Consider the following 21,301-nt stretch of genomic DNA (forward strand, 5'->3'; position numbering starts at 1 on the left):
GGCTGATATGACGCCATCGCGGGCAAGCCCGCTGCCACATTGCGGCCTGGGCAATCGAACACTTTACTGAACCGCTGTTGCGCCACCAACACTGCACGCGCGCTGCCTGCGGCAAAATAGCGCGTTTTACTTCATGCCCGAACTGCGGCTAAATACCCGCCCCTTTGCCACGACATCTGTGATGGCCACGTTCAAACGCATAAGCCCCTGGGTCGCCTGCCTGGCCCTGTTGCTGAACATGCTGGCCATGCCGCTGAGCCGCGCGATGCAGACGCCGGATGTCGGCCTGATGCTGTGGGGCGGATTTTGCTCCGCAGGCGCCTCGCAAGCCCTGCCGCCAGGCTTTGGCAAGCTGCTCGACCCGCTGCAGTCGGGCCCGGCGAAAACCGCGATGAAACACGGCGACTGCTGCTGCGGGCATGCGGGCCTGGCCGCGTTGCCGTCCGATTATTACCGGCATTGGCTGCCGCGCTTCACACCGGACACCCTCCTCGACAACCCGCCCCTGCCAGCGTTGCACCCCAGGATCCGCTGGCCGAACCTGAGCCCACGCGCCTCACCTGTTGCCTGATCGACCTCACATTCGTTGTGTTCGTCTTTTGGTCATCAAGAGGTTTGCCTCATGCCTGCTTCATTCTTTGTGCCCGGCGCCAAGCGTCGCCCGGGTTCGCGTTACCTGTGGCCGCTGCTTTCAACCGGCCTGCTTACGTTTCACTCGCTCACAGCTACCGGCAACAGCGAAAATTCGACCCTGACCCTCGGCACCGTCACGGTCCAGGGTGCGACCGGCAGCAGCGGCCCGTTGAACACCGCCAGTGTGCTGAGTTCGGTGGATATTCTCGGCGCGGACATTCTGCAAAAGATGCCGGTCAACTACAGCTGGGAGCTGTTCAGCCGTGCGCCGGGGGTGATGCTCACCGAATTCAACCAGGGCACTACCTCCGGCAAGATCTCGTTTCGCGGCTTCAATGGCGAAGGTGAAGTGAATGCGGTGAAGCTGCTGATCGATGGTATTCCGAGCAACAGCAATGACGGCAACATGCCGTTCATGGACATGATTTTCCCGCTGGAACTGGACAGTATCGAAGTGGTGCGCGGCACCAGCGATGCGCGCTATGGCCTGAACAACATCGCCGGCAACGTGAACATGCTTACCCGCACCGGCGGCGAGTACACCCAGGCGCGGCTGCGTTATGGCAGTTACAACACCCGGGAGGCGCAACTCGCCACAGGCCTCGAGGGCAGCAACTGGACGCAGAATTACTTCTTCGCTTACCAAAAATCCGACGGTTACCGCGATCACGCCGCGGCGGACAAATTTTCGCTGTCGGGTAAATGGTTCTACACCCCGGACGACGACAGCTACCGCGTTGGGCTGATCGCCCGTCACTACGAAACCGAGGCGCAGGAGCCCGGCTACTTGAGCGAAGACGATGCGCACCGCCACCCAACCATGACCAACAGCTACAACGCCACCGACAAAGGCACGCGGCGCATGAACCAGCTGAGCGTGCATTTCGACACTGAACTGGCCGAGCACCTGGCCTGGTCGGCAAAAACCTACGTCAATACCTTTGACGACCGACGCTGGACGCAATACTGGCGCACCAGCGCCCAGCAGGAGCGCGACGCCTACGAAACCCAGTACGGCGCCCTCACCTCCCTGACATGGCGTCCGCAGGTCAGCTGGCTTTACGACTTCGCCCTGGAAGGCGGCGCAGACGTACAGCAGCAACAGAACACCAGCGAGCGCTACCGCACCAAAGACCGGGTGCGCCTGGCACAAACCCGCGACCAGAGATTTGACTTCGACACTTACGGCGCCTACCTGCAGGCCGAGATCAAGCCGTTTGAGTCGCTGAAGATCATCCCGGCGTACCGCGTCGACAAGATCCAGGGAGACTTCACCAACCAAATGACCGGCATGGACTACGCCATCAATGACTACGGGCTGATCAAACAACCCAAGCTCAGCGTGGTGTACTCACCCTGGGACGTGGCCAGCCTCTACGCCAACTGGGGGCGTACGTTCCAGGTCGGCACCGGCGCGGCGGCCTACAAGATTCCGCCGAGGGACACCGACCTGGCCCCGTCGATCAATGAAGGTTGGGAAACCGGGATCAAATTCACCCCCGCCGACTGGATCGACGGCCGCGTGGCTTATTGGCAGCAGGAGGCCAGTGGCGAAGTCAGCCGGCGGCTCAATGACCCCAGCGGCGAGTCGGATAACGTCGGCGAAACCCGCCGCTGGGGTTACGACGCCCAGTTGAACCTGCACCCCAATGAACACACCGAGATCTGGATGGCCTACGCCTGGCAGTACTCGAAGATCCTCCAGCCCAGTGCAACGCTGCCCAACAGCAAAGGCCAGGAAATCGACCACATCCCCCACCACCTGTACAACGCCGGTATCAGTTACCAGGCCACGCCGGCCCTGCAACTCACCGGCTGGATGAACGGCCAGACGAACTATTATCTGGAGCGCGAGAACACCAAGGGCACCTACGGCGGCTATGTCCTGATGAACCTGGGGGCTACGTACCAGGTGACCCCGTCGGTCAGCGTTGACCTGCAGCTTAAAAACCTCACCAACCGCTATTACGAGTACGTCTGGTACGACCCCGACGGTGCGCGTGCGTCGTTGCACTCACCGGGTGACGGGCGTGCTTTGTATAGCGGCGTGACGCTGGACTTCTGATTGCTTCAGCGCTCTGCCTCATCTTCCGTCGCCGTGTCGCCCTGCTTCAGATGCGTGCCTTTGAACAACGACGACACGGCGACGAAGAACAGCGGCACCCAAAAAACCGCCAGCACCGTGGCGGTGATCATGCCGCCGATTACCCCGGTACCGATGGCGTGCTGGCTGCCGGAGCCGGCACCGCTGGAAAGGGTCAGCGGCAGCACGCCCAGGATGAAGGCCATTGAGGTCATGATGATCGGCCGCAAACGCATGCGACTCGCCTCGACAGTGGCTTCAAGCAGCGGTTTGCCTTTCTCGTGCAGTTCCTTGGCAAACTCCACGATCAGAATTGCGTTTTTTGCCGCCAGCCCTACGGTCACCAACAGCCCGACCTGAAAGAACACGTCGTTGGACAGCCCGCGCATGGCGGTGGCCATCAAGGCGCCGATCACGCCAAGGGGCACCACCAACATCACCGCGATTGGAATCGTCCAGCTTTCATAGAGCGCCGCGAGGCACAGGAACACCACAAGGATTGATAACGCATACAAAGCCGGCGCCTGCGAGCCGGAAAGGCGCTCTTCATAAGACAGGCCGGTGAACGAGATACCCACACCTGGTGGCAGCTCTGCGGCGATACGCTCGACTTCGTCCATGGCCTCCCCCGAGCTGTAACCTGGCGCTGGCGTGCCGAGTATCTGCTCGGCCGGTACACCGTTGTAGCGCGATAATTTCGGTGAACCGAACCCCCACTCGGCGCTGGCAAATGCCGAGAACGGTACCATCCGGCCCTGGTCGTTACGCACAAACCATTTGGACAGGTCTTCGGCCGAGTTACGTGAGTCCGGGTCACCCTGCACGTACACCCGCTTGACCCTGCCACGGTCAATGAAGTCGTTCACGTAGCTGCTCCCGTACGCCACCGACAGGGTGGTGTTGATGTCAGTAAGGAAATCCCCATCGCCCGGGCGCGCTCATCGTCGATGGTCAGGTGGTACTGCGGCTCATCGGTCAGGCCATTGGGCCGAACGGCCGCGAGGATCGGGCTTTGCGCGGCCAGCTCAATGAACCTGCTGCGCGCCTCCATGAGTTTTGCATGACCCACGTTGTCCTGGTCTTGCAGGTAGAAGTCAAAACCCGTGGCGTTGCCCAACTCCCGCACGGAAGGCGGCACAATGGCGAACACCATCGCGTCGCGGTACTTCGAGAACGCCTGCTGCGCACGTTGTGCAACGTTGAACACGGTGTTGTCACTGTCGCGCTCATCCCAGGGTTTGAGCAGTACAAACGCAATCCCCGAGTTCTGTCCTCTGCCGGCAAAGTTGAAGCCATTGATGGTAAACACCGAACTCACGGCCTTGCCCTCGCCCTGCTCCGTATCGAGTAGAAACCGTGTCATGCGGTCGAGGACTTTTTGTGTGGTTTCGGCCGAACTGTTGGCCGGTGTCTGCACCTGCGTAAAAATCACCCCCTGATCCTCGGCAGGCAAGAACGAGGCTGGAATGCGCGCAAACAACCAGACCATGCCGGCAACGATCACCAGGTACACCACAAAGCCCGGCACCTTGTGACGGATAATCTGGCCGACCCCACGCTCGTAGCCATTCACAAAAGCGTCAAAACCTCGGTTGAACCAGCCAAAAAAGCCGCGTTTGGGCTTGCCGTGCTCACGTGGATCAATCGGCTTGAGCATCGTCGCGCACAATGCCGGCGTAAAGATCAAGGCCACGAACACCGAGAGCACCATGGCCGAAACAATCGTGATCGAGAACTGACGGTAGATCACCCCGGTGGAGCCGCCGAAGAATGCCATCGGCAGCAATACCGCCGACAGCACCAGCGCGATACCAATCAGGGCGCCCTGGATCTGCTGCATCGATTTGCGCGTGGCGGCCTTGGGCGACAAATGCTCCTCGGCCATCACCCGTTCGACGTTTTCGACCACAACAATGGCGTCATCCACCAGCAAACCAATGGCCAGGATCATGCCGAACATGGTCAGCGTATTGATCGAAAACCCCGCCGCGGCCAGTATCCCGAAGGTGCCCAGCAGCACCACCGGCACCGTCATGGTGGTGATGATCGTGGCACGCAGGTTCTGCAGAAACAGCAACATCACCAGAAACACCAGTACCACCGCCTCCATCAGCGTGTAGACCACGCCCTTGATCGATTCAGTGACCACCGGCGTGGTGTCATAGGGGTAAATCGCCTCGACCCCGGCCGGGAAAAATGGCTTCAAGCGATCCACAGTCGCGCGGATAGCTTTGGCCGTATCCAGCGCGTTGGCACCAGTGGCCAAGCGGATCGCAATACCCGAAGCGGGCCGGCCATTGCTTTGTGCATCAATGCTGTAGTTCTCGCTGCCCAGGCCAATGCTTGCCACATCACTCAGGCGCACCTGGGAACCATCGCCGTTGACTTTCAGCAAGATGTCCCCGAACTGCTCTGAGGTTTGCAGGCGCGTCTTGCCGATGATCGTCGCAGTGAACACCGTGCCACTGCGCGCAGGCAGGCCGCCGATCGCACCTGAAGCGACCTGCACGTTCTGCGCTTCAATCGCTGCAGTCACATCCACCGGCGTCAGCTGGAACTGGTTGAGCCGGGCTGGATCGAGCCACACACGCATCGCGTATTGCGTGCCCCACACCTGGAAATCACCCACGCCGGAGGTTCTGGAAATCGGATCCTGAATGTTCGAAACGATGTAGTTGGACAGGTCTTCCTTGGTGTATTGGCCGTCGGTGGACACCAGCCCGATAAACATCATGAAGTTTTGCTGAAACTTGGTGACCCGCAAGCCCTGTTGTTGCACCTCACGCGGCAGCAGCGGCGACGCAAGGTTCAGCTTGTTCTGCACCTGAACCTGGGCGATGTCCGAGTCGGTGCCTTGGTTGAACGTCACGATAATGCGCATGCTGCCATCGGAATTGCTCTCCGACGCGATGTAGCGAAGGTTGTCGATGCCGTTCATTTGTTGCTCGATCACCTGCACCACGGTGTCCTGCACGGTTTGGGCGGAAGCTCCAGGGTAGTTGACCTGAATCGCAACCGCGGGCGCTGCGATGGTGGGGTATTGGTTGATGGGCAGGTTAAGAATCGACAACGTGCCCACCAGCATCACAATCAGCGCCAGTACCCACGCAAAGATCGGGCGTTCAATGAAAAACTTCGACATGTATCACTCCGTTTCAACGCGGGCGGTTTAAAGCGCGCCTATCTTCGGCGTTGCACCCAACTCGCGACTTGCCTGATTCAAGGCAAATACTGCCTGTTCCGGCGAACTTCGGGCCTGCCCGGGCTGAGCGTTCGCGGCGGGTTAATAATCGTCAGTTCAGGCAAGGCTTGCCCCGAATCAAGCAAACAGCCAACAGCAAAGACGCCCAACATAGAGACGTTTCTTGCACGCGCAAGCGTGCTGAGCGGTGCGCACTGCGGTTGGAAAATGCAGTGGCGCTTATGGGAATCAAGAGCGGAGAACAGCATGAAAACCAGAACACTCGGTACCAATGGGCTGGTGGTTTCAGAACTGGGTTACGGCTGCATGGGGTTGAATACCACCTACGGCCAACCGCTGGACAAGGCTGCGGGCGTGAGCATGATCCACGCTGCGGTCGAACGCGGCGTTACCCTTTTCGATACCGCAGAGGTCTACGGCCCGTTTATCAATGAATCACTGGTGGGCGATGCCCTCGCCACCTATGGCGATAAGGTGCACATCGCGACCAAGTTCGGCTTCGGCTTGAACCCGGATGGATCGCGCTACGGCTTGGACAGTCGCCCCGCCACCTTGCGCAAGGCCGTGGACGGGATGCTGGCGCGGCTGAAAGTCGAAAAGATTGACCTGCTGTACCAGCATCGAGTCGATCCCAACGTGCCCATTGAAGACGTTGCGGGTGCGGTCGGTGAGTTGATCGCCCAAGGCAAGGTCAAGCACTGGGGCTTGTCCGAGGCAAGCGCGTCAACCATTCGCCGTGCGCATTCGACCCAACCGGTGGCTGCGGTGCAAAGCGAATACTCGCTGTGGACTCGGGATGTCGAACATAACGGCGTACTCGCAGCCTGCGAAGAACTGGGTATTGGTTTTGTGCCGTGGAGCCCACTGGGCGCGGGCTTCCTGACAGGCTCCATTACCCCTGACACGAAAATTGACGAGAGTGATTTCCGCAGTGCGGTGCCACGTTTTTCAGCCGAGGCGCGTTTGGCAAATATGGCGCTGGTGGATGCCTTGAAGCGAATCGCCGGGGACAAGAATGCAACCCCGGCCCAACTCGCCCTGGCCTGGCTGCTGGCACGCAAGCCCTGGATCGTGCCAATACCCGGCACGACAAAATTGCATCGTCTGGAAGAAAACCTCGGTGCAACGACGGTTCGGCTGACCGAGCAGGACCTGCGCACCCTCGAAGAGGCGCTGGCGCGCATCCCGGTACAAGGACAGCGCCTGCATCAAGCAGCGCTTGGCCTGGTCGATTCCTGAGGTGAGCGTGAAAGGCGACGCGCCCGCGTCGCCTTTCGGCCGTCTAGACCCGGTGAAAAATATAGTCAGCCTGGCCCTGCTCAGCCAATGCCACACCGAGCACATGAAGTTGCGTGCGCAAGGTGTCGTCATCCGCTCGTACCTTCCACGTCTGCGTGGCGGGCGAATGATCCCCCGCATCGTAGCGATTGATCGCCGCCAGCAGCGTCGCGTGCGCGGGCAGGTAAACCGCCAGCGCATTGCCTTTCCACGCGGCAACGTTCAGCCCCAGGTCTTCACATACGGCGATTTTCGCCTCGGCATCGTCGCGGTCGGCTTGTCGGGAGCGCTCGACTTGATCGTTGAGCAGCGGGTCGACGATCCGGTCTGTGAACAACACCTCACCCGTTTCCCAGACCTGCGGCGCGCAGGCTTTGTCTTCCGGGCGCAAGGCAATGAACGGGTTGATTTCCATCGGATAGATCCGGCACACCAGCGGCCGTTGCTCATAAATACCGCACCGATCATCCGCCCCCAGGTTCGGGCACTGCCCAAGCGCATTGCCGGCCATTATCGCAACGACCCGGACGGGTGCACGCCCACTCACCACTTCAACCGCACGCCTGGCGCTGTGAGCATATTGGCCGGGATGTGCAGCCCAGGTCGATTCATTGAATGCTTCCAGCAGCACCGCCACGTCGTGCCCTCGCTGTAACCATTGCCGGGTTTCACTCAACGTCAGGGGAATCAAACGGCCCTTGCAGCAAACGCCGCAGCCGTTGCAGGCAAATCGAATTGGGTTGTTATTCATGGAACCTACTCACACGGGTCGGGAAAGCGTTGGTGCGCAGTGAGTATGAAAAGTTAATCGCGTCTGAAATTGCCTGATCCAGCGGCATCATTGCCTGATTCAAGACGTTTGAAGTTCAGCTGTTTGCACGCTCACGAGAGGCACTCAATATCGCCATATCAGGCAATCATCTGCCTCGTTTGAGCAAACGGGCGACCAGGGCGGCCACTTATACTTTTTACTTTCCGTACCCATGCCGACCCCGGAGTCAGCCATGAAGAAAAGTGATGTAGACGAAAATCGCCGTATTTTCATGGGTGCCTCAGCAGTCGCGCTGTGCAGCGTTGCGATTGCCGGGCCTGGGTTGCTCGCACCGGGCCTGGCGTCTGCTCAAACGAAAGCCGCCTTCGGCCCCACCGTCATTGGCCAGCCTGACACACAGGGTATTTCGGTCGAGCGCGTGAGCTACCCCAACCGCAATACGGGCAGTCATATCACGGCCAATCTGTTCAAACCCGCCAACTTCGATGCCAACAAGCAGTACCCCGCCATTGTCATCACTCACCCCATCGGCGGCGTCAAGGAGCAAACCGCAGGCTTGTACGCGCTGCGCCTGGCCCAGCAGGGCTTTATCACCCTGGCTTACGACGCCTCTTACCAAGGCGACAGCGGCGGTGAACCACGCTTGATGGAACTGCCTACCGCACGCGTCGATGACATCAGCAGTTCGGTGGACTTCCTCAGCACATTGGCCCAGGTAAATGCCAATCGCATCGGCTCCCTGGGCATCTGCGGGGGCGGTGGCTATGTGCTGAACGCAGCCCAGACAGAGCAACGTATCAAAGCTGTGGCCACCGTCAGCGCCGCGGATATTGGTGACCTGCGCCGCAATGGTCTGGCCAATGCACGTAGCTACGAGGAGCGTATGAAGCTGCTGCAGGACGCCTCGGCGCAACGCAGTCGCGAGGCGCGTGGGGAGCCGATTCGGCTGACCGCCACAGTGCCGGAGTCAAGCAAGGATTTTACCCCCAGCACGCCGGTCATGTACCGCGAAGGCTACGAGTATTACCGCACGCCGCGTGGCCAGCACCCGAACGCTCCCGGCCGCTCAGTGTTCTCCGCCCTGCCCGCGCAAATGGCGTTCTTCGCGTTTGATCAGATCGAGACTATTTCACCACGGCCTGTGCTGATGATCGCGGGCGGTAACGCCGACAGCCTGTACATCAGCGAGGTGGCGTACAAGAACGCGAAGCAGCCCAAGGAACTTCACCTGGTGCCCGGCGCAACGCATATCGACATGTACGACAAACCGCAATATGTAAGCCCTGCAGTCGACAAATTGTCAGGATTTTTCGGTCAGCACCTGGTTTAAGAGGACCTTGCACATGCCTGTATTTCTACGTTCCGTAGCATTTGCACTCGTTGCATTCTGGACACTCGGACTATGCCCGATCACCGCCAATGCGACAGAAAAACTGCGCATCGCGATCATCGGGGCCGGCTCACACGGTGGCACCATCGGCCAATTGCTGGTCAAGGCAGGCCATGGCGTGATGTTCTCCACACGCAACCCGGCAGAGCTTGACGCGCTGGTGAAGGAGCTCGGCCCGCTCGCGTCGGCCGGTACTCCCCAGCAGGCCGCTGCGTTCGGATCGGTCATTCTGTTCGCCGTTCCTTATAACGCCCTGCCCCAACTCGGACGCGACCTGGCCCCGCAACTGCGCGGCAAAATAGTGCTGGATGCGACCAACCCTGCGCCGGATGAAGGCAATCCCCTCTCGCGCGAAGCCTACGCCAACGGTGTCGGCGAAACCTCGGCCAAGTACTTGCCCGGCACCCGGTTGGTCAGGGCCTTCAGCGCGGTGGATGCCACGGCGGTCAATGCGTCCGCTCGCGGTAACGGTGAACCCTTGGGCGTGCCCATCGCCAGCAATGACCCCGAGGCGCTTCAAGTGGCTGCACAGCTGGTGCGCGATGTCGCCGCTGAGCCGGTCATCACTGGCGATCTGTCCACGGCGCGCAGCTTTCAACGCGGTGGCGTCGGCTTCAGAGCCAATACCGATGCACCGGCATTGCGACGTTTGTTGAATTTGCCGCCTGAGGCATGACCCGGTGACAGCTGTCGCCAGGGCACACGCCGCATGTTGAAAACACTGACCCCGATTGATTATCAAGAGAGCTGTCAACGATGAGCGTCCTCACTATCAATGGCCGTGACTACACCGTCGACGTCGACCCCGGCACCCCCATTCTCTGGACCCTGCGCGACGCGCTGGGCATGACCGGCACCAAGTTCGGCTGCGGCGCAGCGCTGTGTGGCGCATGCACCGTGCACCTGGATGGCCAGGCGATTCGTTCGTGCGTCACGCCGATAACCGCCGCCCTGGGTCGCAGGATCACCACGATCGAGGCGGCTACCAACGGCAGTGACCCCGTCGGCACGGCCGTGCACGAGGCGTGGGTCAAACACGACGTGGCGCAATGCGGCTACTGCCAGAGCGGCCAGATCATGAGCGCAACGGCCTTTCTCAAGGCTCAACCCAAGGGCAAGCAGCCCACGGCGGCGGAGATCGACTCGGCGATGATGGGCAACATCTGTCGCTGTGGCACTTACGTGCGCATCCGTGCTGCGGTGGCTGACGCCGCCAAAGCCCTTGCCTGACAGGAGCAGCCCCATGTTGAACGATCTTTTTCCAGAGGAGCTGCCTCGCGCCTTGCAACATATGCTGGAGCGCGATCAGGTCGACGGCCCTGCCACCTACGCCCGGCGTAGTTTCTTGAAGATACTCGGGATCGGCGGCCTGGCCCTGGGCGCCTTTCCACACCTGGCCCTGGCGCAGCAGGCTAACGGCGTGGCGATGGAGCCGCTGAAGCCGACTGAGCAACCCAACGCTTTCGTACAGATCGCCTCCAATGGCGAAGTGACCGTGACCATTAACCGGCTGGAGTTCGGCCAGGGCGTACAGACCGGCTTGCCGATGATTCTTGCCGAAGAACTGGATGCCGACTGGAGCCTGGTGCGCAGTCGCAACGGCACCAGTGACATCGCCTATCAGGACCCGCGCTTTGGCATGCACCTGACCGGTGGCTCCAACTCCATCAAGAACAGCTACACCCAATACCGCGAACTCGGTGCCCGCGCTCGCGCCATGCTGCTGGCTGCTGCGGCAGCGCGCTGGAACGTCGACGTGGCCCGTCTGGGTACCCGCGCCGGCCGGGTGCTAGGCCCGGGTGGCCGTACCGCGAGCTACGGCGAACTGGCCGAGGCCGCGATGGCAATGCCGGTACCGGACCAGGTCAGCCTCAAGGATCCCAAGGATTTCCGCATCATTGGCCAGGCCACGACGCGCATCGATGCCAAAGCCAAGAGCAGCGGCCAACAGGATTTCGGGATTGACATGCGCCTGCCGGAGCAACTCACCGCCGTGGTGGCGCGCCCCCCGGTATTCGGCGCCAGGCTGGCGGCGTTGGATGACCGCGCAGCACGCGCCATCCGTGGTGTAAAGGCGGTCTATCGCGTGCCGCTTGATGGCGGTGCTGAAGGCGTGGCCGTCTTGGCTGAAGGCTATTGGCAGGCCAAACAGGGGCGTGATGCCCTCAACGTTCAGTGGGATACGGCGGCGGTAGAAAAGGTCGACAGCGAGCGGCAACTGGCCGACTACAAAGCCCAGGCCGGTCGCCCGGGGCCCCAGCTTTTCAATGCGGATATGACGCCGCTGGCAACGTCGCCGCATACCCTCGAAGCCGAGTTTGTGTTTCCGTACCTGGCCCATGCCCCCATGGAGCCGCTGAACTGCACCGTGCAACTGTCACAGGGCCGCGCCGAGTTATGGGTCGGTACCCAGTTTGCCGGGGCCGACAACGCCGCGGCCGCACGCGTGCTGAATCTCAAGCCCGAACAGGTACAGATCAACGTACAGACGGCCGGCGGCGGTTTCGGGCGGCGCGGCATCGCCACCAGCGACATTGTGGTCTTGGCCTGTGAAGTGGCCAAAGCGGCACGAACAGCGGGGTTAACCGTGCCCGTGCGCACCGTATGGAGCCGCGAAGACGACATCAAAGGCGGCTACTACCGCCCCATGCACCTGCACCGCGCACGCATCGGTTTCGACGACAGCGGCAATGTCCTGGCCTGGGACCACGTGCTGGTCGGGCAGTCGATCGTGACGGGCACCATGTTCGGTGGGCGGGTAAAGAATGGCATTGACCCCACGGCCACTGAGGGCCTGCGTGACCCCTATCCGATTCCGATGCGCCTGACAGTGCATCACCCCAAGCTGAACGTGCCGGTGCTGTGGTGGCGCAGTGTGGGCTCCACCCATACCGCGTTCGTGATGGAGACGTTGATTGATGAAATTGCCCGAGCCACCCGGCAGGATCCCGTGGCTTACCGGATGAAACTCTTCGCCGACAAAAGCCCGCGCCATAGCGCGGCGTTGCAATTGGCGGTGGACAAGAGTGAGTACGGCAAGCGCCAACTGCCGGCGGGTCGCGCCTGGGGTGTGGCGGTGCATGAGTCGTTCAGTTCGGTGGTGGCCTATGTCGTCGAAGCCTCGGTACAGGACGGCCGTCCAGTGCTGCACCATGTGACCGCAGGCGTGCATTGCAACCTGGTGGTCAACCCTCGCAGCGTCGAAGCCCAGGTACAGGGCGCAGCCTTGATGGGTCTGTCGATGTGCCTGCCGGGCGGCGCCATCACCCTCAAGGACGGTGTGGTGCAGCAAAGCAATTTTGCCGACTTCAGCGTGCCACGCATCGCCGATATGCCGGAGTTTTCGGTGCACACGCTGCCGAGTGCGGAGCCGCCCACCGGCATGGGCGAACCTGGCCTGCCGCCGCTGGCGCCGGCGTTCGCCAACGCCATTGCGCAAATCACCGGCAAGCCTTTACGTGAATTGCCCTTCAAGCTCGCCTGAGCCACGCGGTGCACTCGGCTGCACCGCCTTTTTGATTGATTGAGAGAGACTCCAATTGAACCAATACCTGAAATTACCGCGGATGCCTCGGGCGCCCCTCCTGGCCTACAGCGCCCTGCTTGCGGCGGCACTGGGCACACTCACCAGCGAGGCTGTAGCGAGCCAGGCACTGGTCCAGCGTTACGCTTGCGTGGGCTGTCATCAAGCCAATGCACAGGTGGTGGGCCCCTCCTGGAAAGGTATCGCGCAAAAGTATGCTGGCAGCGATACCACGGCTGAGCAACTGGCAGCCAGCATCAAGGCTGGCGGCACCGGCAAATGGGGGCCGATGCCGATGCCGCCGCAAACTCAGGTGTCTGACGCCGACGCGAAGTCAATCGCCCAATGGTTGCTGGACGGCGCACAATAATTGCCCTATTCGGCATCAGTTGCTTGAACTGATGCCTTGGCAGCCATCTGTCGTTGACGCCTTGCCAACCAAAAGCACACCCCGCCCCACATGCCGGCGACCGGCACAATCAACACCGCGACCACGCCAAACCCGGCGCCCGCTGCAGCCAACCCGACCGAAAGCCAACCGCTGAGCGCATCCCCACCTCGATACACCAGGGTCTCGATGACGTTCTTGGCCTTGTACTTTTCCTCACGGCTGACGACGGTCCAGAGCACTTCACGTGCCGGACGCACCACCGAAAATTCAATCGCACGACGCAAGCCCTGCGCCAACGCCACCGTCGCCGGCACGGGCGACATCGCCATTGCAGTGAATGCCACCAGCGTCACCACGGGCAGCGCCACCAGCGCACCACCGACGCCCACCCGGCGAATCAACGGCGCCGTGAGCAAGAGTTGAAAGGTCAAGGTCAAGGCCGAAACGATAAGATCGATGAGCGCAAAAAACCGGGTTCTGCTGGCCACATCCGCGTAGCTCCCAGCGACTATCCGAGCCTGCTCGAAGTACAGAAAGGTGGCAGCCGTGGTGTGCAGGAGCATGAACACCACCAGCCCCAGCAGATAGGGTGAACGAGCAATCAGCGTGAGGCCGGCGAGCATACTGCCGCCCATCCCGCGATGCCCTTGCGCCTGGCACGTCGCCTGCGCATCGGTGCGTGACAACAGTGCCCGATAGCAACGCACCGCCAATTCCAGCAGCAGTGCTGCTGCCAGCGTCAGTGCAATCGGCCCAAGCCGGGTGGCCAGGGTGGCGGCCAACAGTGGGCCAATGAACGTGCCCAGCGTCCCGCCCGCTGCAATAAAGCCAAACAAGCGCAAGCCTTGCTCGCTGGAAAAGCGGTCGACCAGAACGCTCCAGAAAATCGAGACGATGAACAGGTTGTAGACGCTGATCCACACGAAGAACACCTGGCCAACCTGCACAGGCGCAATTTTTGCCGTAATCAACACACCAAACACCAGCATGGTGCCTGCCACAAGGCGATAGATCAGCGGGATGAACCGCGTTGCCGGCAGCCGTGATACCAGCGCGCCGAACAGCGGAACCATCAGCAGCATCACCACAAATGTCGCGGTGAACAGCCACTGTAACTTGTCTGCGCCGCCCTCCAGGCCCAATGCGTCACGCAAAGGCCGCACCAAGGTAGTAGCTGGCCAACACGCAGAAATGAAAGGCGAAACCCAGTAGCAGTGCTGCTCTTTCCGCCGGCAAGACGTGCGCCCACTTGAACGTCCCCGCAGGCGTCATTGCCCCCCACCTTCGGAAGCCGGTACTGCGCACACCTGCGCCAGCGCATTGAAGGTGCTGAAAAACAGGGCGCTGGCGTGGTGCTGGCGTGCCAGGTGAAACAGATCCGGCTCAACCGTTTGGGCGCGTTCAATCGCCAGCTCGCCGGATTGCCTGGAGGGCCACAACAGTTGCATCAGCACCCGGTCGCCGGCCTCGCTGACGTGCACCTGCGCGCTGATAAATCCGGGGCAGAGACGGGTAAAGCGCTCGACGCGCTCGATCAAAGCCGTCACCAGATCCTGCACATGCAGTGGGTCGACGACGAACTCAACGAACTGGCTGAACTGGGTGCCGCGGTCAGGCGAACGCATGAGTGTTCTCCAAAAAAGGCGCACTTGACGCTTATCGATTGGGTAAGTCCTCACCAGTATGCTGTGCCCCCGGCGCGCCATGGTTGCCTGATCGACGCGATTGCTTGCCCGATCTGATGTGGCGCAAACGCAAAAAAGTCCACACCCGCAAGGGCGTGGACTGTTTAAATCAACGGTTACTGCTTGGCGTGTTTCACCTGCACTTCAGGCATCGCCGAGGAATGGTGGTTGAGGATTTTCCACTGGCCACCCACCTGCTCGTAGACGAAGGTGTAGCGTGCCTGCACGTGGCGTTTCTTGCCGTTCGCCTCGGTCAGGGTGAACGTGTAGACCCCGCTGTCCATCGCCACATTAGTGCCAAGCTGGCGGATCTCACGGTAGTTGATCTGGCCTACCGGCTTGAGCATCAGGAAGTGATCGAAGTAGTCGGTGATCTGCTCCGGCGTGGTACGTACCTGGTTGGACACGGTCGGCTGCAACACCGCGCCCGGCGCATACAAGTCGACCACTGTCTTGACGTTACCGGTCTGCAAGGCGCTGTTCCAACGGTCAAACAACCCGGCAATCTCGCGGTCTTTCGCATTGGCAGGCGCCTGGGCCACCTCGCGGTAGACATACGGTGACGTCTCGGCAGCCTGCACGAAGGGGGGCGCTCAAGGCGAAAATCACGGCGATCGACACGGCTTTAAAGTTCATTGGGATGCTCCTGTTGTGGGTGAGCACACTTTGCCAATCGCCTGCACGCCCGCCATCGGCCAACCGGAGTTATTTAGCTATGCCATTTGGCAGATGGCGCGCAACCCGCTCAACAAGGTTTAATAGCCTCCCTCGCGCCCGCGAGCCTGTGACACCGGAGCCCAAGCATGCAAAACACGCCACACGATCCCGGCAGTGCCCTGGCTATCCGTGCGCATTATCGACAATCCGAAAGTCGCACTGCGCGTTTGCGGTTGCTGGTGGACACCGGGCAGGCATTACCGCAACTGGCGCCTGATGCCATGCGCGAACGCGTGCTGGCGCGGGCAGGCGCGTTTCTTGCGATGGACCACGGGCTGATTCAGGAGTGGGATGCCGAGGGATGCGCCACTGTCACAGCACGCCATGGCAGCCAGGATCGACTGAGCAGCCTCGCTGCCGTCGCCGATCGCCGCTTACGCACACCGTGCTGGCTGGAGCTACCGGGAAGCGCCCTGCCCAGTGTGTTGCAAGTACCGCTGCGCGGCAGCGATGGCGATGCCTTTGGCGTATTGGTACTGGGCAACAGTGTGAGCCTGCGCGCACCAGACCATGAAGACAGTGAATCCCTGCAATTGCTCGCCACGCTGTTGGCCGCGCACCTGGAAAACCAACGATTGCTGACTACCCTCAAAACCCGCGACAGGACGCTGTCCGACCTGGTGAACCGCCTGCTGCGGGCCCAGGAGGACGAGCGCAAGCGCGTGGCCTACGACTTGCACGATGGGTTGGCGCAAACCCTCGCGGGGTTACATCAGCGCCTGCAAGGGTTTGCCGGCCGCTGCCCGACGCTGCCAGACACGTTGAATGCAGACCTGCAGGCGATTCTGACCCTGGCCCAACACTCGGTGGGGGAAGGCCGGCAACTGATCGCCGGCCTGCGCCCGACGGTGCTGGATGATTTCGGCCTATTCAAGGCGCTCGACAAAGAAGCTGACCGCCTGCGCGAAGCCGCCGTCAGCGTGCAGTGGACCACCGCCTACGCGGGGCGCTTGCCCAGTCAGGTGGAAATCGCCTTGTTCAGAATCGGCCAGGAAGCCATCAACAATATTCTCAAGCACGCGCAGGCCAGCCATGTGCAACTGGCCCTGGCACTGCACGACGGCCAGGTTTCGCTGCGGGTGAACGACGACGGCAAAGGCTTTGCCCCAGGCCAGCCACTCGACACCCTGGGCGCCCAGCACCTGGGCCTCGCCACCATGCACGAGCGCGCCAGCCTGCTGGGTGGCCATTTCACCTGTGCCAGCAGCATCGAGTGCGGCACCCAACTGCACGCCCGCGTGCCGGCCCACCTGAACGGAACACCTCAATGAGCCCACTCTTGCGCTTGGTGCTGGCCGACGATCATGAAGTCACGCGCACCGGGTTTGTCGCGTTGCTGGCCGGTCACCCGCAATTCGAAGTGGTCGGCCAGGCCCGTGATGGCCAGCAAGCGGTGGAGCTGTGCGAACAGTTGCTGCCCGACATCGTCATCCTCGATATTCGTATGCCGGTGCTCAATGGCCTCGGCGCCGCCCGCCTGCTGCAACAGCGCCTGCCGGCCGTCAAGGTGGTGATTTTTACCATGGATGACAGCCCCGACCATCTGGAAGCCGCGATGAATGCCGGGGCGGTGGGCTACCTGCTTAAAGACGCCAGCCGGAACGAGGTAATCGACGCCTTGCAACGGGTGGCCGCCGGTGAAGAAGCGCTCAACAGTGCGGTGAGCGCTCGCCTGCTGCGGCGCATGACCGAGCGCAACGCCAACGGCGCGGCGGCCACGGAAAACCTGACCCCACGCGAGCGTCAGGTGCTCGGGTTGGTCGCGAACGGGATGAGCAACCGGGAAATCGGTGCGCACCTGGGGATTACCACCGGCACCGCTAAAGCACACGTCGAACGGGTGATCGGCAAGCTCGGTGCGGCCGATCGCACCCAGGCCGCCGTGCGGGGTATCGCGTTGGGCCTGGTGACGCAAGCATGATGCGCATGTACGCCAGGCGTTGGGCGGACTTGCCCCTGCGCGGCAAAGCGCTGGTGGTGATTTCGCTGCCGCTGGTGGTGCTGTTGTTGTCCCTGGTGCTGATCTACATCACCGAGCGGCAGACCGCCCGCGCTGAAGAGGACGTGCGCCGAGTGCTGCGCGTGCAAGGCGATATCCGCGCCGTGCACACGCTGCTGGCCGAAGCCGCCGCCAGCGTGCGCGGCTACCTGCTGACCCACCGCGATGATTTCCTGCCGGGCTACCTCAACGCCAAGCCGCAGATTGAGTCAGCCCTGCGCCGCCTCGACCAGAATGTTCGCGATCAACGGGTGCGCGAACAGCTCGCGTCGATCACGCCGCTGATCAACAGCAAAATCGATGGGCTGGAGGACATGCTCAACGACCCGACGACAAGCGCTGAGTCGATTACCAGCATTCTCGTCAGCAACAAACACATCCTGGATGCTTTACGCCAGCACATCGGCACCATGCTCACCCTTGAAGACTCGCTGCTCGCTGAGCGCACTTCGGCTGCGGCCGAGACGCGCCAGCGGCTGCTGCTGTCGACCTGGCTGGCGGCCATCTGCGGGCTGTTTGGCGCAATCGTCGCGGTGCTGTTTCTGTCCAAGGGCATTGTTGCCCGGGTGCAGCAAGTGCAAGGCAACGCGCAACGCCTGGCCCTCGGGCAGCCGCTGCGGGCGCACCCGCCGGAAAATGACGAGATCGGCCAGTTGGGCACGCGGTTGGTGGAGGCCGGGGGCTGCTGGCCGAGCGCGAACGCGCATTGCGCGAGAACGAAGAGCGCTTGCGGCTGATCATCGACGGGGTCAAGGACTACGGGATCTTCGCCCTCGACAGCGCAGGCCATGTCACCAGTTGGAACAACGGCGCCGAGCGGATCAAGGGCTACACCGAGCAGGAGATTCTTGGCCAGCACTTCTCGGTGTTCTACCTGCCTGAAGAATGCCCACAACACCCGGACATGGCGCTGCGCGAGGCCACCCGCGACGGTGACTACACCGAAGAAGGCTGGCGTTGCCGCAAGGACGGCACGCGCTTCTGGGCCAGCGTGGTGATCACCGCGCAGTACGACAGTACCGGTGCTTTGCGGGGTTTCTCGAAGATCACCCGCGACATCACCGACCGTCGTGCGGCGGAGATTGCGCTGGGCACCGCTCGCGAGGAAGCCGAACGTGCCAGCCGGGCCAAGAGCGAGTTTCTCTCACGCATGAGCCACGAACTGCGCACCCCGCTCAATTCGATCCTGGGCTTTGCGCAACTGCTGGACCTGGATTCGGCGGCAGGGCAAAAAGCGCAAGTCGGTCATATCCTGCGCGCCGGCCAGCACCTGCTGACGCTGATCAACGAAGTGTTGGACATTGCCAAGATCGAGGCCGGGCGCTTGCCCCTGAACATCGAGCCGATTCCCCTGGCGGCGTCGCTGCAGGAGGCGCTGACGCTGGTATCCCCCATGGCCGCCGACGCAGGGATCCAGTTGCAGCCACTGCCTACGCTGGCGGTGGATATCGGCATCGTGGCGGATCGGCAACGCCTGACCCAGGTGCTGCTCAACCTGCTGTCAAACGCCATCAAATACAACCAGCCCCAGGGCCAGGTCAGCCTGGAGGTCGTGGCCCTGGGGCCAAGCATCCGCGTAGCCGTCTGCGATACCGGCAAGGGCATCGCGGCCGACCACATCGGGCAGTTGTTCAAGCCGTTCGAGCGCCTGGGGGCCGACCCGAACGTCGAAGGCAGCGGGCTGGGCCTGGCACTCAGTAAAAGCCTGCTGGAAAAGATGAATGGCACACTGAGCGTGGACAGCCAGCAGGGTGTCGGTTCACGCTTCACCCTGGAGCTGCCGTTGGTGCGGGTGCAGGCGCCCAGCGACCCGGCCGCTGCCGTGGTCGAGACCACGCCGGTGCGCCCTGCCCCCCTCGATTCAGGGCAAGGTGCTGTACATCGAGGACAATCTCTCCAGCCTGGCGCTGATCGAAACCTTGCTGCACCGCAGGCCGGGCATAAAGCTGCTGTCCAGCATGCAAGGCCAACTGGGTCTGGACCTGGCCGCACAACATGCGCCCCGGTTGATTTTGCTGGACGTGTTACTGCCGGACATGGATGGCCTCACCGTGCTGCAGCGCTTGCGCCGGTCCGCGATCACCCGGTACACACCGGTGTTGATGATCACCGCCGATACCAGCGACCTCACCCGCCAGGCCCTGCATGACGCGGGCGCGACGGCCATATTGAATAAGCCGATTAACGTCCCCGCGTTTCTTGCCCACCTCGAACAATACTTTCCGGAGCCCGCGTGAACCTCGACCTGCGCATTCTGATCATCGACGACCAACGCCCGAATCTCGACCTGGTGGAGCAATTGCTCGCCCGCGAAGGGCTGAACAACGTGGTGAGCAGCACTGAGCCATTGCGCACACTTGAGCTGTTCAACAGTTTCGAACCGGACTTGGTGATTCTCGACTTGCACATGCCCGAGCTCGATGGCTTTGCCGTGCTGGAACAACTCAACCGGCGCATCCCCCAGGGTGAATACCTGCCGATCCTCGTGCTGACCGCCGACGCCACCCGCGACACCCGCCTGCGCGCCCTCGCGCTCGGCGCCAGGGATTTCATCAGCAAGCCACTGGATGCGCTGGAAACCATGCTGCGGGTATGGAACCTGCTGGAAACCCGCGTGCTTTACAAAACCTTGCGCACGCTGGTGCCGGCCGATCAGATTGAGTTGTTGCAACGGCGCGGTTCAACGGACGGCAGCGCGAACGCCAACGCGGCGACGGCGCCCTCCACTATCCGACGCTGCTAGACGCGGATTCGCTTGATGTCGCGTTGCGGTGGCTCGCCAAACAGACGGCTGTATTCACGACTGAACTGCGACGAGCTTTCATACCCCACCATGCCACCGGCACTGCTTGCATCCACGCCCTGGCTGAGCATCAACTGCCGCGCACTTTGCAACCGCAGTTGCTTCTGATATTGCAACGGACTCATGCCCGTCAAGGCGCGAAAATGCTGGCGAAACGTCGACGGGCTCATATGGGCGTGGGCCGCCAAGTCATCCATGCGCAGTGCCTGGCGATAGTTGAGTTTCAGCCAGGCAACGGTCCTGGCAATGTGCTGGCTGGGCGACCCGGCTGCGATCACATGCAGCAACTGCGGGCCATGGGCACCGCTCAATAGCCGCGCAATCAGCTCTTCCTTGATCAGCGGGGCCAGGGTTTCAAGCAATTGTGGCTCGCCGAGCAGCTCCACCAGGCGCCGCACGGCATCCAGCACCCCAGCGTCCAGGGGTTGTACAGTCACCGCTCGGAATTCGTCTTCCCGCATGCGTTGGGACAGTTTCATGCGGTCAGCCACTTGCATCACGGTGGCGTTGTCCAGCGCCAGCATCATTCCCAGGAACGGCTGGGCCGTACTCGCCTGGCTGACCTGTGAAATGACCGGCAGATCAACGCTGGTCACCATGGACTGGCCGGGCCCGTAGGTCAGCACTTCACTGCCGACCAATACCCGCTTGCAACCTTGCAAGGTGACGCCAATGCCCAGGCCGTAAATACAGTGCATGGGTGCCGTGATGTCCAAGCGCCGGTACAGGTCCAGCCCAGGCAATGCCCCAATTCTTTCGTCATCGCCGCCCAACACCAGGTCAACCGCGCCCGCAAGACGGCTGACGGCGCACGCCATCGGTTCT

At 61.8% G+C, this 21,301-nt stretch carries 14 protein-coding genes and 4 pseudogenes; 12 read left to right on the plus strand and 6 right to left on the minus strand.

Annotation, left to right across the window (positions count from 1 at the left end):
- The first annotated feature begins 181 nt into the window (after positions 1-181).
- Entirely contained in the window at positions 182-571 is a 390-nt protein-coding gene (locus LRS56_12055; GenBank protein ID WDU65118.1) for a DUF2946 family protein, read from the plus strand.
- A 51-nt stretch (positions 572-622) separates the two neighbouring features.
- Complete coding sequence (locus LRS56_12060; GenBank protein WDU65119.1) at positions 623-2,698, plus strand: TonB-dependent receptor; 2,076 nt, start codon at positions 623-625, stop codon at positions 2,696-2,698.
- 5 nt (positions 2,699-2,703) lie between these two features.
- Here LRS56_12060 and LRS56_12065 read toward each other — a convergent pair.
- A pseudogene (locus tag LRS56_12065) lies at positions 2,704-5,858 on the minus strand (efflux RND transporter permease subunit).
- Positions 5,859-6,164: 306 nt separating this feature from the next.
- On the opposite strand from LRS56_12065, the gene LRS56_12070 reads away from it, so the two are divergent.
- Positions 6,165-7,157, plus strand: coding sequence for an aldo/keto reductase (locus LRS56_12070; protein ID WDU65120.1), 993 nt, complete (start codon positions 6,165-6,167; stop codon positions 7,155-7,157).
- 43 nt (positions 7,158-7,200) lie between these two features.
- Here LRS56_12070 and LRS56_12075 read toward each other — a convergent pair whose 3' ends face one another.
- Positions 7,201-7,947, minus strand: a complete 747-nt coding sequence (locus LRS56_12075; GenBank protein WDU65121.1) for a YkgJ family cysteine cluster protein — start codon at positions 7,945-7,947, stop codon at positions 7,201-7,203.
- 253 nt (positions 7,948-8,200) lie between these two features.
- Here LRS56_12075 and LRS56_12080 point away from each other — a divergent pair, with 253 nt between their 5' ends.
- From LRS56_12080 to LRS56_12100, 5 genes are all read left to right on the plus strand, one after another.
- Positions 8,201-9,298, plus strand: a complete 1,098-nt coding sequence (locus LRS56_12080; GenBank protein ID WDU65122.1) for an alpha/beta hydrolase — start codon at positions 8,201-8,203, stop codon at positions 9,296-9,298.
- Positions 9,299-9,311: 13 nt separating this feature from the next.
- Positions 9,312-10,034 (plus strand): NAD(P)-binding domain-containing protein, encoded by a 723-nt coding sequence (locus LRS56_12085; protein WDU65123.1) that lies wholly within the window; start codon positions 9,312-9,314, stop codon positions 10,032-10,034.
- An 80-nt stretch (positions 10,035-10,114) separates the two neighbouring features.
- Entirely contained in the window at positions 10,115-10,588 is a 474-nt protein-coding gene (locus LRS56_12090; GenBank protein WDU65124.1) for a (2Fe-2S)-binding protein, read from the plus strand.
- A 13-nt stretch (positions 10,589-10,601) separates the two neighbouring features.
- Positions 10,602-12,842 (plus strand): xanthine dehydrogenase family protein molybdopterin-binding subunit, encoded by a 2,241-nt coding sequence (locus LRS56_12095; protein ID WDU65125.1) that lies wholly within the window; start codon positions 10,602-10,604, stop codon positions 12,840-12,842.
- Between the two features lie 55 nt (positions 12,843-12,897).
- Positions 12,898-13,251 carry a c-type cytochrome gene (locus LRS56_12100; protein WDU65126.1) on the plus strand — a complete coding sequence of 118 codons (354 nt, stop codon included), beginning with the start codon at positions 12,898-12,900 and terminating at the stop codon, positions 13,249-13,251.
- Between the two features lie 5 nt (positions 13,252-13,256).
- Here the strand turns inward: LRS56_12100 and LRS56_12105 are convergent.
- From LRS56_12105 to LRS56_12115, 3 genes and pseudogenes are all read right to left on the minus strand, one after another.
- A pseudogene (locus tag LRS56_12105) lies at positions 13,257-14,544 on the minus strand (MFS transporter).
- Positions 14,541-14,897, minus strand: a complete 357-nt coding sequence (locus LRS56_12110; GenBank protein WDU65127.1) for an antibiotic biosynthesis monooxygenase — start codon at positions 14,895-14,897, stop codon at positions 14,541-14,543. The pseudogene LRS56_12105 and the gene LRS56_12110 overlap by 4 nt, the downstream one beginning before the upstream one ends.
- Before the next feature lie 176 nt (positions 14,898-15,073).
- A pseudogene (locus LRS56_12115) lies at positions 15,074-15,593 on the minus strand (SgcJ/EcaC family oxidoreductase).
- Between the two features lie 167 nt (positions 15,594-15,760).
- Between LRS56_12115 and LRS56_12120 the strand changes: the two are divergent.
- The 4 genes and pseudogenes from LRS56_12120 (at position 15,761) to LRS56_12135 (ending at position 20,416) form a co-directional block, all read left to right on the plus strand.
- The gene (locus tag LRS56_12120) at positions 15,761-16,945 is read left to right on the plus strand and encodes a sensor histidine kinase (protein WDU65128.1); all 1,185 of its coding nucleotides are present in this window, start codon (positions 15,761-15,763) and stop codon (positions 16,943-16,945) included.
- A complete protein-coding gene (locus LRS56_12125; GenBank protein WDU65129.1) occupies positions 16,942-17,595 on the plus strand; it encodes a response regulator transcription factor in 654 nt (217 codons plus the stop codon). Before LRS56_12120 ends, LRS56_12125 begins: the two co-directional genes overlap by 4 nt.
- Positions 17,592-19,910 (plus strand): annotated as a pseudogene (locus LRS56_12130) (ATP-binding protein). The gene LRS56_12125 and the pseudogene LRS56_12130 overlap by 4 nt, the downstream one beginning before the upstream one ends.
- Positions 19,907-20,416, plus strand: a complete 510-nt coding sequence (locus LRS56_12135) for a response regulator (GenBank protein WDU65130.1) — start codon at positions 19,907-19,909, stop codon at positions 20,414-20,416. The pseudogene LRS56_12130 and the gene LRS56_12135 overlap by 4 nt, the downstream one beginning before the upstream one ends.
- Here LRS56_12135 and LRS56_12140 read toward each other — a convergent pair.
- On the minus strand, positions 20,413-21,294 hold the full coding sequence (locus LRS56_12140; protein ID WDU65731.1) for an AraC family transcriptional regulator: 882 nt from the start codon (positions 21,292-21,294) through the stop codon (positions 20,413-20,415). The two genes, LRS56_12135 and LRS56_12140, sit on opposite strands and share 4 nt — an antisense overlap.
- Positions 21,295-21,301: the final 7 nt, after the last annotated feature.

This window comes from Pseudomonas poae (genome assembly GCA_028869255.1).
GTDB lineage: Bacteria > Pseudomonadota > Gammaproteobacteria > Pseudomonadales > Pseudomonadaceae > Aquipseudomonas > Aquipseudomonas poae_C.

Excerpts from the sequence above, each read along its gene's own strand:
- LRS56_12055 (WDU65118.1), top strand. The coding sequence starts at position 182 with ATGGCCACGTTCAAACGCATAAGCCCCTGGGTCGCCTGCCTGGCCCTG.
- LRS56_12060 (WDU65119.1), top strand. The coding sequence starts at position 623 with ATGCCTGCTTCATTCTTTGTGCCCGGCGCCAAGCGTCGCCCGGGTTCG.
- LRS56_12070 (WDU65120.1), top strand. The coding sequence starts at position 6,165 with ATGAAAACCAGAACACTCGGTACCAATGGGCTGGTGGTTTCAGAACTG.
- LRS56_12075 (WDU65121.1), bottom strand. The coding sequence starts at position 7,947 with ATGAATAACAACCCAATTCGATTTGCCTGCAACGGCTGCGGCGTTTGC.
- LRS56_12080 (WDU65122.1), top strand. The coding sequence starts at position 8,201 with ATGAAGAAAAGTGATGTAGACGAAAATCGCCGTATTTTCATGGGTGCC.
- LRS56_12085 (WDU65123.1), top strand. The coding sequence starts at position 9,312 with ATGCCTGTATTTCTACGTTCCGTAGCATTTGCACTCGTTGCATTCTGG.
- LRS56_12090 (WDU65124.1), top strand. The coding sequence starts at position 10,115 with ATGAGCGTCCTCACTATCAATGGCCGTGACTACACCGTCGACGTCGAC.
- LRS56_12095 (WDU65125.1), top strand. The coding sequence starts at position 10,602 with ATGTTGAACGATCTTTTTCCAGAGGAGCTGCCTCGCGCCTTGCAACAT.
- LRS56_12110 (WDU65127.1), bottom strand. The coding sequence starts at position 14,897 with ATGCGTTCGCCTGACCGCGGCACCCAGTTCAGCCAGTTCGTTGAGTTC.
- LRS56_12120 (WDU65128.1), top strand. The coding sequence starts at position 15,761 with ATGCAAAACACGCCACACGATCCCGGCAGTGCCCTGGCTATCCGTGCG.
- LRS56_12125 (WDU65129.1), top strand. The coding sequence starts at position 16,942 with ATGAGCCCACTCTTGCGCTTGGTGCTGGCCGACGATCATGAAGTCACG.
- LRS56_12140 (WDU65731.1), bottom strand. The coding sequence starts at position 21,294 with ATGGCGTGCGCCGTCAGCCGTCTTGCGGGCGCGGTTGACCTGGTGTTG.